Here is a 17801-nt window from a genome sequence, read left to right as displayed (position 1 = left end):
AGCTAACAACTTACAATTCAGAGAGCTATACAAAGGTCTGCTTTCCGCACGGAAAGCAGACCTTCTCATTTTTAGACTGTAGCTACCAATCACACGAAGGATAGCCTAGCAAATTCTTACCGTCCGCGGACGCCTGCCGGTCCGACGCCCTAGGCGTCCGACCAGTTACCGGCAGTACAGGCCACTGAAACGACTCTCGTCTACCTGACTTGTGCAGAAGACAACCAGTCGAACACCTAAGCCATCAGAACGGAACAAGTTCGTCGACCTAAGTGCGGGTACCATCGGCAAATACGCGTTTGGCAACAACGGCGGAGCTTGCCGAACGTAATCGGTTTTACGTTCCTTTCTGCTCCTTACCTTTCCGACAAACGCTTCTCCTTCGCCATGCTCTCCGCCAACAATCCTGACCTCCGCTCCTGGATCGACATTGCCACTACCAGCCACTTTCCTATCCAAAACTTACCTTTTGGCGTGTTTGAAACCCCGGAGCGCGGCCCGCGCGTGGGCGTAGCCATTGGCGACTACGTGCTGGACCTGTACGCACTGAGTCAGCGCGGCTTCTTCGACGACCTCGACCTAGGTCCGCACGAGCCTAAGATGTTTCGCCGCCGCTCGCTGAACAGCTTCATTGCCCAAGGCCGCACGACGTGGCGGGCGGTGCGCCAGCGGGCCAGCGAGCTGCTGCGCCACGATAACCCCGTCCTCCGCGACGACGAGACCATGCAGGCTTGTCTCGTGCGCCAGCGCGACGTGCAAATGCTACGCCCCGTGAGGCCCGGCAACTACACCGATTTTTATTCTAGCCTGGAGCACGCCGCCAACGTCGGCCGCCTCTTCCGCGACCCCACGAACCCATTACCGCCCAACTGGCGCCATTTGCCTATCGGCTACCACGGCCGGGCCAGCAGCATCGTGGTATCGGGCACCGAGGTGCGGCGGCCGAACGGGCAGCGCAAAGCTCCCGACGCCGTGGCACCTACGTTCGGCCCGTCGCAGCAACTAGATTTCGAGTTGGAGATGGCCTTCATTTCGGGGCGGACCACGGAGCTAGGGCACCCGGTGCCAGTTCAGCACGCCGAAGATGCCATTTTTGGGCTAGTGCTGTTCAACGACTGGAGCGCCCGCGACATTCAGAGTTGGGAAACCACGCCCCTGGGTCCTTTCCTAGGTAAAAGCTTCGCGAGTAGCATTTCACCGTGGGTGGTTACGCTGGACGCGTTGGAGCCGTTCCGCGTCGCGGGGCCGGTGCAAGAGCCCGAACCGCTACTCTACCTGCGCACTATCGATCCGCATCATTTTGACATTCAGCTGGAAGTGAAAATTCAGCCTGCCGACGGCCCTGCCACGGTCGTCACCCATTCCAACTCCCGGCATCTGTATTGGAGCATGGCCCAGCAGCTCGCTCACCAAACTAGCAACGGCTGCAACCTGCAAGTCGGTGACCTATATGCCAGCGGCACGATCAGCGGCCCCACCCCCGATTCGCTCGGCTCTTTACTGGAGCTTACCCTAGCCGGCACTCGGCCGGTGCCCTTGTCGGAGGGCACGGAGCGCGGCTTCCTGCTCGACGGCGACACGGTAATCATGTGCGGCTACGCTGAGAAGGATGGGTTGCGCATTGGCTTTGGGGAAGTCAGTGGCACGGTGCTAGGTACGCTGTAGCGCGCAGTACAGAACAACTCGCGCCTGCCAGTCTGACGCCCTAGACGTCCGATCGGTTATCGTGAAAACGAGATGCTAGAACGACTTGCGTGCACCTAGCTCTTGCAGACGTCGCGGCCGACAACCGGTCGGACGCCTAGGGCGTCGGACCGGCAGGCACGAGCCACATTCATTATAACACATTCACTCCCAGTCCTGATGGCCGCTTGGCATCGTGGAACAGGCGAATGGTGGCTTTCTGGAAGTCTTTGACGTCAGCTTGGGGAATATTGGTGAATGTCTGAGGATTGCGGTCGACCAGTGGAAACCAGGAGCTTTGCACCTGTACCATCACGCGGTGACCTTTCTTGAAGGTGTGCAGCACGTCGGGCAGTTCATATTTCACCTCGGCTACTTGGCCCGGCGTAAACGGCTCCGGCTTCTCAAAGCTGTTGCGAAATTTGCCCCGAATTGGTTCGGCGCGCACGAGCCGCTGGTAACCGTCGTTTGCGGAGCTAGCTTTCCCGTCAGCAGGCGCCACGTCAATGAGCTTCACGATGAAGTCGGCATCGGTACCAGTTGTCGACACAAACAGACCGGCAGTGAGCGGACCAGCAAGGGTTAGGTCTTCCGTTAAAGGCTCAGTTTGAAAGGTAAGTACGTCGGGACGCTTGGCAGCGAAGCGCTGATCCTCAATCATGTACTCGTTGTTGCGGTGAGCATATACGCCGTTGGTGTACGGCACCGGGTTGGCCGGGTCACTGACGTATTCGTTCAGACTTTCAGCAGCGGTTGGTTTGGTCAGCGCCAAGCGGTTGCCTTCCTGCAAGTAAAACATCTGCGACTTCGTGGCTTTTGGGGGCCAGGCGTCGTAGGTTTTCCACTCGTTGTTACCGGTGTTGAACACTGTGGCCTCAGCGGGCTTAAAGTCGCCTTTGTCTTTGAGGTAGTAGTTGAAGAACTTGGTTTCCAGGTTGTCGCGGAAGTATTTGGCCGTGTTCTGTCCGAAATTCAGCGGACCAAACTTGCTCCACTCTGGCCGTGCCCAGGCACCGTGCGTCCACGGACCCATCACGAGGCGGTTGTTGGTGCTCGTGCTCTGCTTTTCAATGGCTTTATAGGTGTTCAACGCCCCATACAAATCTTCGGCATCAAACCACCCGCCTACCACGAGCACTGCGGGCTTTACGTTGTTTAGCGCCGGGCGAATATTGCGGGCTTGCCAGTACGCATCGTAGGTTGGGTGAGCCAGATACTCGTTCCAAATCTTAGCGCGGTTGTTAAAATACTGCGCACTGTTGCTGTTTTTGAGCGGACCTAGCTCCAGGAAGAACTTGTATAAATCCTTTGGTGCAGCGGCGAAAACCTCGCTGTACTTCTCCGTCGGGCCTTGGCGGGGCGAGTCGAAGTAGTTCATAAACTCGAAGTTATCGAGCAGGTAGAATGCGCCTTTGTGGTTGGCGTCATCCCCCATGAATTCGTCTGTCACAGGTGCTTGGGGCGACACCGCCTTGAGAGCTGGGTGGGCGTCGGGTAAAGCTGCGGTGGCGTAGAAGCCGGGATACGAAATGCCCATCAGGCCCACGCGGCCGTTGTTGCCGGTCACGTTCTTGAGCAACCACTCAATAGTATCGTAAGTATCCGCGCTTTCGTCGGTTTGCTTACCCGTATTGCCGGGCACGTTGGGGGTCATTTCCTCAAACTGTCCTTCGCTCTTGTAGCGCCCGCGCACATCTTGGTACACGAAAATGTACTTCTCCTCTGATAATTCTCGGCTAGGGCCGGGGCCGCGCTTACGGTAGTTGCTTTCGCCGTAAGGTGCCGCGGAGTACGGCGTGCGCTCCAGCAGAAACGGGTACTGCTTTTGCGCCGACGCATCCGTAGGCACGTAGATGACCGTGTACAGCTTGGCGCCGTCACGCATAGTAATCTCGCGGTCGAGCTTGCGGTAGTTTTGGCGAACGAAGGCAGAATCCTGGGCGGAAACCGGAGCGCGCTGCGCGGAGCTGTTGGTTGATAAACCTAGCGCAAATACCAGCGCAGAAGCGTAGAGAAAGTGAGTCATGTAGGAGAAGTAGCGAAGCAACGAGGAGCGCCGAATAACGTGCTTAAATGTAGTGCGGAAATCCGTTCTGCTCCGAGCAACGCGAGTGTCCAAGCGGCAGAACTCGCGTTGTTCGGCGCAGAACGGATTTCCGCGCTATGGTTCACCGGTTATCGACTCGCTAGCTCTACCTGTAAGGGCTCGTGGTTGGTGATTTCCTCGTTGCCAGCTTTTAGCACTACATCGCCTATTTTCAACGTACCGAATACCTGAATTTGGCCGGCGGTTTCGTCGCCTTTTTGCACGTCAACCAGCTCGGCGCGGCCCTTTGTTATCCGAATGACATAAGTTCGCTCGGCGGTGCTGACCACGGCCGAACGGGGCACAAACAGGCTGCTCTTGGCAATATTCACGGGCAACGTGGCCGTAGCAAACATGCCCGGTCGCAGCCGGTTCTTGGGGTTCGGCACGTCGATTTCGATCTGCTCGGAGCGGGTTTCGGGTCGTACGCTGTTTGCCAAGCGGTTGATGACGCCGGTGAAGGTCTCGCCCGGAAACGTGCGTACCATAAAGCCCACCGAATCGTGCAGATGGATGCTGCCTACGTAGGCTTCCGGCACAGCCAAGCGTAGGCGCAGGCGGCTGAGCTGCCGAATCTTGAAGATGGGCAACGCCGTTTGGCCGCCCGGCCCCACGAAAGCACCCGGCGCTAGGTTACGCTCCGTCACGACGCCCGCGAATGGGGCCGTGATGCGCAAGTAGCTCGCCATCTGGTTAGCGGATTGGTAGTGCGCCCGGCCGGCCGCTACCATCAGGCTGTCGGACAAGGCTTTGGCGTGTGCCTGCTCGAGGTTCAGGGGCGATACGGCTCCGGCCGTGCGGCTCGTGACCAGCAAGCGGTGGTAGGCGGCCCGGCTAGAGCTGTAGCTAGCCTGCGACGCTTTCAGTTGCGACAAGGCCTCGCTCAGGGCCGACGTAAGCTCCGGCGCTTCCAGCTCGGCGAGCAACTGCCCCGGCCGCACCGGGTCGCCGATATCCGCGTGGAGGCGCTTGATGTAGCTGCTCACGCGCGGATAGATGTCGGTTTGGTAGTAGCTATCTAGCTCGCCGGGCAAGCTGAGCGACTGGGTCGGCTGTGCGCCTGTGACCTGTACCGCATCGTAAGGCATGTCTTTGGCCGGCTCCTCCGTGACGACCTCCTTGGTAGGGTCGTTGTTGCAGCCGGTGAGTAGCCCCAGGCCCGTGAGCAGACAGGCTCCAAGGGTGCTTTGCAAGAAATGACGAGTGATATTCATACCTGTGTGAGAATCTGTTTTGAAGTCGTACTCCGGTCGGACGCCTAGGGCGTCCGACCGGTTGCCGCTTGCTGACGGCTGCACGGGTGGGTTGTTCTGGCGTATCGTTCTGACGGTAACCAGTCGGGCGCCTAGGGCGTCGGACCGGCAGGCGACCTAGGCGTGCACGGGCTCGGCGTTGTGCTCGGCTAGTGCAGCCAATTCGTCGCCATCGTAAGTGCTGCTCTCGGGGTCATCGGGGTCGAGCGAAACGGAATCGAAGGAGGTTTTGCGCTGCACGGCGGCAAACGCCACGGGCAGGATAAACAGCGCCGCCAGCGTTGAGGCAAGCAGGCCGCCGATAACGGCCCGGCCCAGCGGCGCTGTTTGCTCGCCCGATTCACCTAGGCCCGAAGCCATTGGAATCATGCCGAAAATCATGGCAATAGAAGTCATCAGGATGGGCCGCAGACGCGTCGCCCCGGCTGCTCGCGCCGCCGACACAGCGTCGCGGTAGCGCAGGCGCAAGCCCTCGGCATTCGTTACGACCAGCACCGCATTGGCCACCGACACGCCCACCGACATAATCAGGCCCATATACGATTGCAGGTTCAGCGTCTGCCCTGTGCCGAGCAGCAGCAACAGCGCGCCCACCAGCACCGCCGGCACCGTCACGAGCACTACGCCAGCCACTTTAAGGGACTGGTAGTTGGCAGCCAGCAGCAAGAAAATCACTACCACGGCCAGACCTAGGCCCGTTTGCAAGCTGCTCATGGTTTCTTGCAGCAGCTTTGAGAGGCCGCGCATCTCCACCACCGAACCTTTGGGCGGCGCGCCCACTTCATCGATGGCGGCCTGCACGGCGCGGGTGGCCGAGCCTAGGTCCTGCTGGTTGATGTTGGCCGACACCGTTACGATGCGGCGCGGACCGATGCGGTCGTACTCGCCGGGCTCGGTGGCGGGGCGCAGGGTAGCTACGTCGGCCAGGGTCGGGCGCAGTTGGCCGGGCACCAGCGGAATGTTCTGCATATCCGCCGTTGAGCGCATTTGCTGGGGCTCCATCTGCACTTGCACTTGGTAGGCAAAGCCCTTGCTGCGGTCGAGCCACAGGTTTTTGGCCGTGAAGCGGCTACTCGACGTGGCCGCCACCAACGACCGCGAAATCTGATCAGGGGTGAGACCAAACTGTGCGGCTCGCTCACGGTCAATCTGGATCTGCATGGTCGGGTAGCTCAGCGGCTGGTTGACGCGCACATCGCGCAACGAGGGCACTTTTTTCAGCTGCCGCACGAGCTTTTCGGCGTACTGCGCCCCTTCGCCTAGGTCTTTGCCGCCCACCAGAATCTCGATGGGCGTCTGAGCGCCTTGGCTCATAATCTTGTCAGTGAGACTGATCGGCTCAAAAGTAATTTTCACGTCGGGCAGGTGCTCGCGCACGGCGGCGCGGATTTGCTCCTTCAGCGCGTCCAACGATTTCACTTCGTAGTCTTCGGCCAGATTTACCTGCAAGTCGGCTTCGTTGGGGCCGGCATTGAACACGTACAGGGCGCTGGTGCCGTAGCTAGAGGGCGTCATACCGACGAACGCCGACGTGATGGCCACGTTTTTGGGACCCACAATCTGCTCAATCAACTGGATAACCTCTTTGGTGCGTTGCTCGGTGCGCTCGATGCGCATGCCCTGGGGTGCTAGGATGCGGAGCTGAAACTGCTTGGCGTGCGTAATATTCGGCATCATATCCTGGCCAATATTGGTAAAGCCCCACCCGATCAGGGCCGCGCATACCACGCCATAAATCGTCAGGACGAGCGCCCGCCGGGCTAGCAGGCCGTCAAGCGTACGCAGGTAACCACGCTTTACGCGCTCAAACCCGCTTACTTTTTCGGGCTGATCGTAGTCGGAGCTAGGTTCCGCCGACGTGTGCGCCAAGCTAGGTTCGTGCGGATGATTTTTCAGCCACCAGTTGGCTACCACCGGCACAAAGGTTTGAGACAGAAGGTAAGAGACAATGATGGAAAAGCCCACCGACAGCGACAATGGAATGAACATGCCCCGTGGCACGCCCGTCATCAGGAAGGCCGGCGCGAACACGGCCAGAATGCTGATGGTGATGAGCAACAACGGAAACGACACCTCCTTGGAAGCATCCAGAATGGCCCTAGCCTTGGGCTTGCCCATTTCCAAGTGCTGGTGAATGTTCTCAATGACGACCGTGGCTTGATCGACCAGAATGCCAATGGCCAGTGCTAGGCCGCTTAGCGTCATGATGTTGATGGTTTGCCCCGTGAGCTGTAGCAGGAGCACAGCCGCGAGCAGCGACACCGGAATGGTCAGAATCACAATGATAGAGCTGCGGAAGTCGCCCAGAAACAGCAGCACCACCAGCCCCGTGAGCAGCGCCCCGATACCGCCTTCCACCACGAGGCTGTGCACGGCCTGGGTCACGTACACCGACTGATCAAACTCGTAGCTCAGGTGAATGTTGTCGGGCAGTAACGACTGCATTTCCGGTAGCTTGGCTTTCAGCGCATTCACCACGTTCATGGTGGAGGCCTCGGCTGACTTGGTCACCGGAATGTACACCGAACGTTTGCCGTTGATGAGAGCGTAGCCCACGGGCACATCGGTGGCGTCTTCCACGGTAGCTAGGTCGCGCAGGAACACGGTAGGCCCCACTCCCTGGCGCAAAGGAACGTCGAGGAATTCGCTCACCTTTTCCATCACGGCGTTGCTGGGCGTCATAATCATGTAGTCGCCGATGCCAACCGAGCCGGCGGGCGCTATCTGGTTATTCTTCACTACCGCTGCCACAATCTGATCGGGCGTCAGCTCATAGCTTTTCATGCGCTCGGGGTTCACCCGAATCACGATGGTGCGCTCGTTGCCGCCAAACGGCGAAGGCGCCGACGCGCCCGGAATCTGCGAGAACAGTGGTCGGATGCGGGTCGAAGCTAGGTCCTGCATTTGCCCGAGCGAGGCTGAGCGGCTGCTAAACACCAGCTGCCCGACCGGCAAACTGGAAGCATCGAAGCGCACGACGGTGGGGGGCACCGAGCCGGGCGGCAAGTAGTTCAGCACCCGGCTTACCTGGTTGGCCACCTCCCCAGCCGCTTGCGCCATATTGGCGTCTTCGTAGAAGGTGCATTTCACCAGGCAAAGCCCCTGGATGTTCTTCACTTCCACGTCTTTAATCCCCGACACGTAGAGCATCTGGTTTTGGTAGCGTGTGGCAATGAAGCCCTCCATCTGGGCCGGCGCCATGCCGCCGTAGGGCTGCGCGATGTAGATCGTCGGCAGATTAAGACGGGGAAAGATATCTACTGGAATGCGCCCTAGGGCCAATACCGCGAATACCAGGATGCCAAGCAGCGCCACTATCACAGCAACGGGTTTGGCTAAGGCAGCTTTAATCATAAGCGAAATGGTGATTTTTAACTTCGTTGAGTGGCTTCGCTGGAGTGGCTGAGTGGCTGAGTGTTTGTTCTTGACTTCTCACTCAGTCACTCAGCCACTCAGTCACTCGACTACAGTTGGTCCAGTAGCACACTTAGGCTGCCGTTGGTAGCGGCGCGTAGCAGCAGGGCGCGCCATAGGTTGTTCACGGCCAGGGCCTGGTCAGTTTCGGCGCGGTTGAGCACCACGGCGGCTTGCGTGAGCACCACGAGGTTGTCAAGGCCGGCGTCGTAGCGGGCTTTGGCTTGCACGTAGGCGCGCTTGGCGGCATCGAGCTGCAAGGGTGCTTCTTTGGTCGTTTGGCGGGCTAGCTCCAGTTGCAGCACGGCGTTTTGCCGCTCCATTTGCAGCTGTAGCGTTTGTTGAGCGTACTCAGCCTGGGCTTGGTTTACCCGTTGCTGTTGGGCGGCGGTGGCATATTTCGTGCGCCACAGCTCGGTCACGTTCCAGCTCAAAGACGCACCTAGCACGTAGTTGTAGGCCTTAAAAGGAATGCCTGCGCTCAATGCCGGATCAATGGCAAACGCACCATTCTCGCCGGCGCGGTTGCCGATACCTGAGCCCCGCCCCCAGGTAGCACCCACCAACGACAACGTTGGGCGCGTGTTCATGCGCAATGCGTTGGTTTGGGCTTCGCTGGCCCGAATGCGCTGCTGATACGCCCGCAAAATCGGTGGCAGCCGCGTGGTGTCGGAACTAATGGCTGGTGCCGTATTGGGCAGCTTGGTATAGAACTGCATCGAATCGAGCTGAATGGCTTGCGTGGGCACACCTAGCAAACCCGCCAGCCGCACCCGCTGCTGCAAGGCTTGCTGCTGACTCGTCAGCAGCTGTAGCTGCGCCCGCGAGGTTTCGGCATTGGTCACCGAGCTATCGATACCAGCCCGGATGCCCGACAGTGCGCCGGCTCGGATAACGGTACGCAGTGCCTGCGCCCGTTTCAAGTTTGCCGCTTGCAAAGCCACCGATTTTTGGGCTACTAGCGCCAACAAGTACGCATCAGCTACCTGCACTTGGCGCGCAAACAGCTCCTTTTCGTAGTCGGCCTGGGCCTGCGCAACGCCGGTGTTGGCGCGCTGCACAAGGGCCTGGTAGCGCCCAAAGGTCAGCACGGGCCACTCCACCGCTAGGCCAGCCTGGCTGGTCCAAGTGGTTTGGCTGCTGAAATCGGGCCGCACACCGGAAATAGGAATAGCCCCACCCCCAAGCGCCGCGCCGCGCACTTGGTTGGAAGTGCCATTCAGCGCCTGGGCCTGCATGGTTATTTGGGGCAGGTAGTTGGCGCGCGTCGTGCGCACGTCGGCTGCGGCGGCTTCCACGGCGGCTTGGCGCGCCCGTAGCGTCGGGTAAGTGGTTTGGGCCACCTCCAGCACCTGAGGAAGAGTAAGTGGGGTAGTCGGCACGGTTTGCCCCACGGCAGCTTGTTGGCTAAGCAAGCCAACTGCCGCCAGCAGCAGGCCACGGCGGCAATGAATACCTGTAATACTTATTGAAAGGGCAGCTAGCATAGTGAACGCAAAGCTCCCCCGCCGGTATTAGACTGGTATTAGCAACAGATTAGAAGTTATTAGAGAGGTGGTATGAGTCGTGCTAGGGACGCTTTCCTACCATTTTTTTATCGACTAGCCTCCCTATACACTCTTCACAAGGGGCAGATCTACTTCCGCTACGGTGCCGCCACCGGCGCGGGGATGTAAGCGCAGCTGCGCTTGGTGTAGTTGTAAGATCTGGCCGGCCAGCGTCAGGCCGATCCCGAAGCCATTGATGTTTTGCACGTTGCTACCACGAATCAGGGGCTGAAAGATGCGCTCTATATCGGCGGAGGCAATGCCGATGCCGCGGTCTTCGATGCGCAGGCGCACGCCTTCGTCGGTGTTCATTTCCAAGCACAGTGCAACGGGCTGCCCCGCGGAGTACTTGCAGGCATTATCAACCAGGTTTACTAGGGCCGTGCGCAACAGATGGGCGTTGCCGAGCACAACCGGCGCCGTGAGTTGGCGCTCCACGCCTTCACTCACCGCCAACGAAAGGCGCTGCCCGGGGTGCTGGCGCTGCACCGTATCAATTACATCCAGCAGCACATCCATCAGCTCCAAAGGCTGGCGCTCCAAGGGGCCACTGAACCCGCCCAGGCGCGCTAGGTGCAGTAGCCCGTTCGTCAGCGCAGTGAGTTTATCGAGCTCCTGCGCGGCTTGGCTGATGCCTTCCTTCAGGCTAGCCACGTCCGAATCGTAGTCGAGGGACGTTTCCAACCAGCCTTTGATGGTGGTGAGGGGCGTGCGCAACTCGTGCGAAGCCTGGGCAATAAAGGCCTGCTGACTTTCCGACAGCGCCTCTTGGCGGGCCAGCAAGTCGTTGAAGGCAGCAGCTAGCACCCCCACTTCGTCGTGGCTGTTGAGGGCGCGCAGCCGGAAGTCGCGCGTTTGGGCACCGGGGGCGCGCAGCTGGCGAATGAGAAAATTGAGCGGGGCGAGGGCACGGCTGGCAAACAGCAGACCTAGCCCCCCAACCAATACCACTGCCATCAGGTTGCCGTAGAGCAGCGAACGGAGCAAGTCGTGCTGGCGCGAATAGCCCGCGTTGTCGTAGGCAGTTACAATGCTCACGTAATCACCAGGCTTGTTGGGCATGTGGTACACCACTGCTACGCCATCTTTGGGGAAGCGGTGGCCGGAGCTTCTGAAAGCAAATGCGTGCTCTTTCTCCCGGCGAGCGTGGGCTAGCATTTCGGGAGTCGCCTGAAAGTCTTGGCCGTGCAGGCTGGCGTAAAGCGGCGTGTTATCGGGCGCGTAAAGGTATTCGGCTTGCTCGGGCAAGGAAGCGAGCACTGGGCTCATCCCCGATTCGTAGAATGCCTCGGGCGCGACCTTCGCTTTGCGCGTCAGGCGCCTGACAAAGGAGTCATGCCGATAGTCGACATAGTTCAGGTACACATAGGTGGAGAACGCCAGCAAGATCAGGCCCACCAGACTACTAAACCACAGCAGTAGCTTGTGCTTAATCTGGAGCCGCGCCATCATCAGCCTTGCAGTAAATACCCCATCCCGACCACCGTATGCAAGAGCTTTTGGTCGTAGTTTTTGTCAATTTTCTTGCGCAGGTAGTTGACGTACACGTCAATGACGTTGGTATTGGTATCAAAGTGCAAGTCCCAGACCTTCTCAGCAATGTCAACGCGACTCACCGTTTTGCCGCGGTTTACCATCAGGTATTCGAGCAAGGCATACTCGCGGGTGGTGAGTTCGATACGCTGTCCGGCCCGGCGTACTATGCGCGCATCGGTATCCATTTCAAGGTCGGCCACTTGTAAAACGGCGTGCTGCCCGGCGTAAGAAGAGCTGCGACGGGCGAGTGCCCGAATGCGGAGCAGCAGCTCCCGAAAGACAAAAGGCTTGACGAGGTAATCGTCGGCGCCCGCCCCGAAGCCGCTTTCCTTGTCCTGCAGGCTATCCAGAGCCGTGAGCATAAGCACGGCCTGGCGCGGCGAGTGCTGCTTGATGTAGCGGCACAGCTCGAAGCCGTTGAGCACGGGCAGGTTCACGTCCAGAATCACCACGTCGTAGGGCTGCTGCTCAAACAGGCGCTGCCCCATCAGGCCGTCGTAAGCTACTGCTAGCTCGTAGTTTTCGCTTTCAATACCCTTGCGGATAAAGGAAGCTAGGCTGACTTCGTCTTCAACGAGGAGAATTTTCAAGGCGCAGACAGATGGGATAGGGAAGGTAGCAACGTGACGATCGAAGCGAAATGTAGGACTTAATCTGCGCTTTGCGCCACCTGCTTAGTCGGGCTGCGAGGGCAGGCGGTTAACCGGCGACGTATCGTTGCGGTGCCGTAGACGGTAGAACGCGCTTAGCACCACGTTGTTTTTGGCCGACGTATTCTGAGGAATAAACTGGTTCTGCATAACCACCGGCAGATTGTAATTAGCCTGATGCACCCACCCTGCCTGCACCACCCAATGATCATTGAACTGATAACCTAGGCCACCATATACGCGGTTACGCTCAAAAACGGGCCCTTTAGGGTTGAGGAATATCTCGTCGTAAACCGACAGGAAGACCGTTTTGCCCGTCATGGTTGGTTTGTTCAGAGGGATGAACGTGTTCAGCCGGTAGCGGATGCGGTGGCGCACCTCGCTACTATCCCCGCGGTAGGCAAACCAGCGCCGCTCTACCCGGTAGCGGTGTTCAAGCTTCACCCGCCCGATGAACTGGTTTTGTACTAGTTGCAGCCAGAGGCGCTTCTCTACGTTGAGCGGCCCGTCGCTAAGCTCCCGGTAGTCGGAAGTGCTATATCGCCCCCCACCGAGCAGCACGTACGAATTCTTATCTAGGTCGTACGTCAGGCCGCCCTTCAGCTCGTTGTAGAAATAGCGCTTAAACACCCCATCAGTGCGGGCTTGCACTTCGGCCCACGCACCCCACTTCTTCTCGGGGCTACCTACCAGTTGTGCCGTTCCGATAAACCAGGTGCCCCACGGCAAAACGGGGTTAGCAGGAGTTTGAGCATGGGCTACACGGCTGTTACTTACCAACACCAGCACTGAGGCCGCAATGAGTAATGATTTAGTCATGAAAGGAATAGGCTTGAGGGAAAAGTAGGCAGCAAACGGCGGCGAAGATAGCCGCAAGTTGTCACTCAAAAGGTAACCTAACGATAACAAAAGGATCATGTTAGGCGCTTATCACAACGTGGACAGCATTTATTTTCCTTGAGTTCAAGCACGAAAAAAGGCAGCACAACGCTGAGTTATGCTGCCTTTCTAATAAAACATCGGAGAAGACCTAGGCCTTACCGGGTAAGTCGATGGCCCTTCGCAAAATTCCGTGCTGGTACGGATGTACGCTGGTCGTCCAATGCATAGCATTACCCTTTTGTGCTACTATTCCTACTCATGATGGCTCAGGATGACTACGATCAGCTCAAGCGTAACTACGAAGCGCTGCAACAGGAAATGCAGGAATTTCGCAGTTTCTACGGCACCGATAAGCTCCGCGACCTAGGCACTCAGCTCGACGACTTGAAGAAAACCACACGCTGGACGGCGTATGTTCAGCTGTCGGTATCGGCCCTAACACCTTTGCTCACGCTTTGCATTGCACTCATCACCTATAATGCTACCAACCATAACGAAGAGGAGAAAGCCAAAGTAGAACGCGCCAAGCTAGCCGCCGACCTCTACAGCAAAGCCCTCGCCGACGGTTCCACGCCCGTTTTGCTCAACACGGCTAATCTCACCCGTACGTTGCTGGCGCAAGATCCCACGTTTGCTAAGGCGATGAATAATACCCTGAATACCTTAGCTCAACGCAAGAGCATTATTCCGGCGGCACTTCCTTCCTCGACGCTAGCCTCGTCAGACTCGGCCCGGCGGCAGCAGCAGGAAATACGCTTCGCCCAGCTTAAACAAAATGTACAACTACCCACGCAAGCGGTGGGCGCCGTCGCGAAGAACATCGCCAATGAAGCCAGTCAGGCACTGGGCCACGCCCGGCAAAAAGCAGATAGTCTGGCCGTGCAAGGCTATATCAAGCTCTTAAACGGCGAAGCAGCGAATGCCCAAAGCTACTTTGCCAAGGCCGACTTTGCCGCTCCTGGCCGGAGCAACTACTACGAATTGAGCCGCTACTTGCACCAGTATCGCACGACGAATCGTCCGGCGGATGGTCCTCTGACCAAGCTCACGCCAGCGCAACAACAAGAAATAGCCAAAGCAATCCTAACCAAATACAAGGGAGTTATACCCGACAGTACTCGGTCTCGCTTAGCCGTGCAGGCAAGGATTCAACCATAACCTCCCGTTGTGAAAACGAGAAGATCTCATCTTCACAACGGGAGGTAGTATCACGTGGTAGCCCCTTCCATCCGCACGATGCGCGGGGTGAACGTGCCGAGCACGTCCACGAGCTCCTGCTGGCTGCGCATCACGGCGAAAATGTCCTTGTAAGCCTGGGGCGCTTCGTCCACGCCGCCACCGATGAGCGACACGCCCGCGTCGGCTAGGTACTGGCGCACTTCGGCTTCGCCTAGCTCCTGCTTGGCCCGCGTCCGCGACATGGCCCGCCCAGCGCCGTGCGAGGCCGAAGCTAGCGACGTCGCTTCGCCTCGCCCGCGCACGATGAAGCCGGGAGCCGTCATCGAGCCGGGAATGATGCCGAGCACCCCCGCGCCGGCCGGCGTAGCGCCCTTGCGGTGCACCACCACGTTGCGACCATCAGCTAGGCGTTCCTTCCAGGCGAAGTTGTGGTGGTTTTCCACTTTTCCTAGGGGCCGTTCGCCCAACGCTTTGGCAATGCGTTGGTGAATCTGGTGGTGACAGGCGGAGGCGTAGTCACCGGCCAAATTCATGGCAGCCCAGTACTCCTGCCCCGCTTCCGTGTCGAGCGAAAGCCAAGCTAGGTGTTGGGCTTCGGCGGGCAGTTGGCAAACGTCTTTCGCCAGCTTGGTGTAGTGGTTGGCGATGCTCGCGCCGAGGCCGCGGGAGCCGGAGTGCGAGAGCAGACCTAGGTATTGGCCCACCGGTACGCCTAGCTCGTTTTGCGGATCGGTGATGTCGACCACGCCGAACTCCACAAAGTGGTTGCCGCCACCCGAAGTGCCGATCTGTGCGGCCGCCGTTTCCTGCTTGTTGCGAAGGAAAGGGATGCTCAAGAACTCATCGCGCTCCAACACGGCGTGATCTAGCTTTTGGCCGTAGCGGAACACGTCGCGGTTGCCGAACTTGGTGTTGTCGAGCAAGATCTTGCGCAACTCCTGTACGCGCTGCTCCAAGTGTTTGGGCGGCAGCGCGTACACCGACAGCGCCATCCGGCACCCGATGTCCACGCCCACGGCGTAAGGAATCACAGCGTTGTCTGTGGCCAGTACGCCGCCGATAGGCAAGCCGTAGCCGTGGTGAGCGTCGGGCATGAGGGCGCCGGCGACCGTGATGGGCAGCTTCATGGCCGTTTCCATCTGGTGAATGGCACCTTGGTCGATGTACTCGGGGCCGAACACGGCGTATTCCTTGCGCTCGGCCAGAGCAATATGGCGGCTGGGTGGCGGCAGCAGCGCGGCGGCCGTGTGGCTCCAGTCGAGGTCGGTCAAGTACTCTTTGGGGCTATGTAGTAAGGTTTGGAGCAGATTCAGCTGCTCCGTGTGGGAGAGTTTTTTTAAGTGCTTGCGCTGCAATTGAGCCAGCGCCAAGCCAATGGCACGCCCTTCCGGAAATCCGAGTTGGCGGAGGTCGTTGCCACGTAGTTGTTGAGCCATGATCTGGTTTGCTATTTTGGCGTTGGTTTTTGGTAAACCAACGACCTTGTGTTTCCGCACGGCACTGGTCCGAAGGCGTGAGTCGCCTGACCGGTATCGTTGCTGATGTCTGTGTTAAATACTAATCTGTTTGTAAACGCCCGCACGAAGCCTGTTCACCGATACCGGTCGAACACCTAGGGCGTCGGACCAAGCAAGCGTTGGCAAACAGGAGGCGTTCCAAACGGATACTGCTACTATCTGCTGACACTTTCTTATCGATCCAAGCAATTCAGCGCGGCGAACCGGTGCAAGTGCTTGGCGAAAAGCCGCAGAACTCTTCTCCCGAATGGGCTAAGCGTAAATCTTGGTTCCATACTATTATGTTGATGAAGCGTTTACACGAAGCCCAACCCTAGCTAGCCGGAGCAACAAATGGACAGCAGTCTGTTTGCGAATAAAAGTCGAAGAAACGCTGCCCTACGGCATCCGGCTAGGTTGAGAGGAATGTAAGAAGGGCGACAGCCGAGTAGTCACGTTGGATTTTCAGTCGAAGTAAGACTACCCTACGGCACCTTCTGGCATTCCTATAAGCTGACAGGGCAACAACCGCAAGTCTCTGTGCTCTAACCAACTGAGCTACCACCCCGAAGGATGAGCGGGACTCGAACCCGCGACCCCAGCGTCCAAGGCGAAGTAAGACTTTGCTACGGCACCTGTCAGGTACTTTTCTCACCGGGGCAACAAGCGCCCAGCCTCTGTATCCTGCTCTAACCAACTGAGCTACAACTGAACCTAGCTAGGACCAGTTGGCGGGGCTCGAACCCGCGACCCGGGCAATCAAAGTGCGAAGTATGGCTGAACTACGGCACCCAGTGAGGTAAGAAGAAATCCGTCGGGGTAAAAAGCACGGCGCGAAAGACACGACCGAAACCGCTCTGCTCTACCAACTGAGCTACTCTCAGGCAAACCTGAAAGGCAGGGCTCGAACCTGCGACCCGAAGTAACACGCCGCTACGACACCCGACGGAATACCTTTCCGCAACCAACCTAGCAAGGACAACAAGCAGCAAGCGCATGTTTTCATCCCCCAAGCCTTCAGGCCGGGGAGCAGGGTTCGAACCTGCGAGACTCCACATGGTGAAGTCGAAAACGGACCACGAAGTAGCGCCCGCTTACGGCACCTTGTAGGCTAGTTGGGAAGTGTTGTTTAATTATGTTTCATGTAACCTGTTTCAGAAGATCCTTTTACCTATTAGCGAGGGAGCGGCAGCCGCTTTTCTATCTGCCGCTCCTGGACCGCTTTATTGAATTAGAACTCAACCTTTTCAATCTCCGTCAGGGCGGAGCCACCGTCTTCCAGCGCGGCCAGTACGTCGAACACTTTGTCCGACCAGCCCGCGACCAGCGCTACACCATCTTCGCGACGCACTTGCAGCGGCGCGGTGCCGTGACCGGCTAGGTCGAAGAGGTAGAGCTGCGCTTGCGGCGCTACCGTGCGGCGATATTCGCGCCACTCGGCGGCCAGCGAGCCGGCCCGACCAGTGCTGTCCCACAGCTGGCAGTCGGTGAAGATCATCACCTTATCTACTACCTCACGGCGCTGCCGCAAGTCGTAGACGACCAAGTGGCCGTTGGTGCTGTAGCCCACCTCCCCTTCCCGGCGGTACATCTCCTGCACGTTGCGCAACACCTGCCCAGTGGGCAAGCTGATGCGCTTCCATTTATCGCCAAACATGCCCGTTACGACATGCTGACAGCGGCTTTGCAGGAGCATAGCCAACACCAGCCCGATGTCATAGAGCAGCACTTTGCTGCGCGCTGATATGGGTTGTTGCATGGAGCCCGACACGTCGCAGGCCAAGAGCACACGGGTGTTAGCATCGAAGCCGCGCAAGTTGGCGACGGAGTGGCCGATGGCCGTTTCCAATGCCGCTAACACGCCGGGTACGCGCCCCAACTTCAACTCCAGCACCTCGCGGTAAGCCGCCAAGAAGCGGAACGGCAACTGCTTGCTGCGCGCCACCGCTGCCCGGTTGGCAAGCGTAGCACATACCGTCTGCACCGCATCGGCCGACACATCGACTTCGATGATGTTGCGCAGGTTTCGTAGCAAGGCCATGTAGCCTAGCTTGCCGCTGGCAATCAGCTCTTCC

General features: G+C 58.6%; 12 protein-coding genes. 3 read left to right on the top strand and 9 right to left on the bottom strand.

The window, feature by feature from the left end; genetic code table 11:
* The first annotated feature begins 387 nt into the window (after positions 1 to 387).
* Positions 388 to 1665, top strand: a complete 1278-nt coding sequence (fahA, locus tag SD425_RS09050) for a fumarylacetoacetase (RefSeq protein WP_324679513.1) — start codon at positions 388 to 390, stop codon at positions 1663 to 1665.
* 172 nt (positions 1666 to 1837) lie between these two features.
* Here fahA and SD425_RS09045 read toward each other — a convergent pair whose 3' ends face one another.
* Complete coding sequence (locus tag SD425_RS09045) at positions 1838 to 3709, bottom strand: CocE/NonD family hydrolase (RefSeq protein WP_324677648.1); 1872 nt, start codon at positions 3707 to 3709, stop codon at positions 1838 to 1840.
* Between the two features lie 149 nt (positions 3710 to 3858).
* Positions 3859 to 4983 (bottom strand): efflux RND transporter periplasmic adaptor subunit, encoded by a 1125-nt coding sequence (locus SD425_RS09040; RefSeq protein ID WP_324677646.1) that lies wholly within the window; start codon positions 4981 to 4983, stop codon positions 3859 to 3861.
* A 19-nt stretch (positions 4984 to 5002) separates the two neighbouring features.
* Here SD425_RS09040 and SD425_RS09035 point away from each other — a divergent pair, with 19 nt between their 5' ends.
* Complete coding sequence (locus SD425_RS09035; RefSeq protein WP_324677644.1) at positions 5003 to 5143, top strand: hypothetical protein; 141 nt, start codon at positions 5003 to 5005, stop codon at positions 5141 to 5143.
* Here the strand turns inward: SD425_RS09035 and SD425_RS09030 are convergent.
* From SD425_RS09030 to SD425_RS09010, 5 genes are all read right to left on the bottom strand, one after another.
* A complete protein-coding gene (locus tag SD425_RS09030; RefSeq protein WP_324677642.1) occupies positions 5140 to 8376 on the bottom strand; it encodes an efflux RND transporter permease subunit in 3237 nt (1078 codons plus the stop codon). The genes SD425_RS09035 and SD425_RS09030 overlap by 4 nt on opposite strands.
* 110 nt (positions 8377 to 8486) lie before the next feature.
* Positions 8487 to 9923, bottom strand: coding sequence for a TolC family protein (locus tag SD425_RS09025; RefSeq protein WP_324677640.1), 1437 nt, complete (start codon positions 9921 to 9923; stop codon positions 8487 to 8489).
* A gap of 123 nt (positions 9924 to 10046) precedes the next feature.
* Positions 10047 to 11435 carry a HAMP domain-containing sensor histidine kinase gene (locus SD425_RS09020; protein ID WP_324677638.1) on the bottom strand — a complete coding sequence of 463 codons (1389 nt, stop codon included), beginning with the start codon at positions 11433 to 11435 and terminating at the stop codon, positions 10047 to 10049.
* Positions 11435 to 12109: a response regulator transcription factor gene (locus SD425_RS09015; RefSeq protein WP_324677636.1), complete on the bottom strand. Its 675-nt coding sequence runs from the start codon at positions 12107 to 12109 to the stop codon at positions 11435 to 11437. Before SD425_RS09015 ends, SD425_RS09020 begins: the two co-directional genes overlap by 1 nt.
* Positions 12110 to 12193: 84 nt before the next feature.
* Positions 12194 to 12988 (bottom strand): DUF2490 domain-containing protein, encoded by a 795-nt coding sequence (locus tag SD425_RS09010; protein WP_324677634.1) that lies wholly within the window; start codon positions 12986 to 12988, stop codon positions 12194 to 12196.
* 303 nt (positions 12989 to 13291) lie between these two features.
* On the opposite strand from SD425_RS09010, the gene SD425_RS09005 reads away from it, so the two are divergent.
* Positions 13292 to 14209, top strand: a complete 918-nt coding sequence (locus SD425_RS09005; RefSeq protein WP_324677632.1) for a hypothetical protein — start codon at positions 13292 to 13294, stop codon at positions 14207 to 14209.
* Positions 14210 to 14259: 50 nt separating this feature from the next.
* Here the strand turns inward: SD425_RS09005 and SD425_RS09000 are convergent, their stop codons facing one another.
* Both SD425_RS09000 and SD425_RS08995 read right to left on the bottom strand, forming a co-directional pair.
* Positions 14260 to 15666, bottom strand: a complete 1407-nt coding sequence (locus tag SD425_RS09000) for an RtcB family protein (protein WP_324677630.1) — start codon at positions 15664 to 15666, stop codon at positions 14260 to 14262.
* 1291 nt (positions 15667 to 16957) lie between these two features.
* Positions 16958 to 17767: a TROVE domain-containing protein gene (locus SD425_RS08995; RefSeq protein ID WP_324677628.1), complete on the bottom strand. Its 810-nt coding sequence runs from the start codon at positions 17765 to 17767 to the stop codon at positions 16958 to 16960.
* Between the last annotated feature and the right edge of the window lie 34 nt (positions 17768 to 17801).

The sequence above is a fragment of the Hymenobacter sp. GOD-10R genome (assembly GCF_035609205.1).
Lineage (GTDB): Bacteria > Bacteroidota > Bacteroidia > Cytophagales > Hymenobacteraceae > Hymenobacter.
The sequence above is the reverse complement of the archived record's forward strand: the minus strand, read 5'-3'. Positions and strand labels throughout refer to the sequence as shown.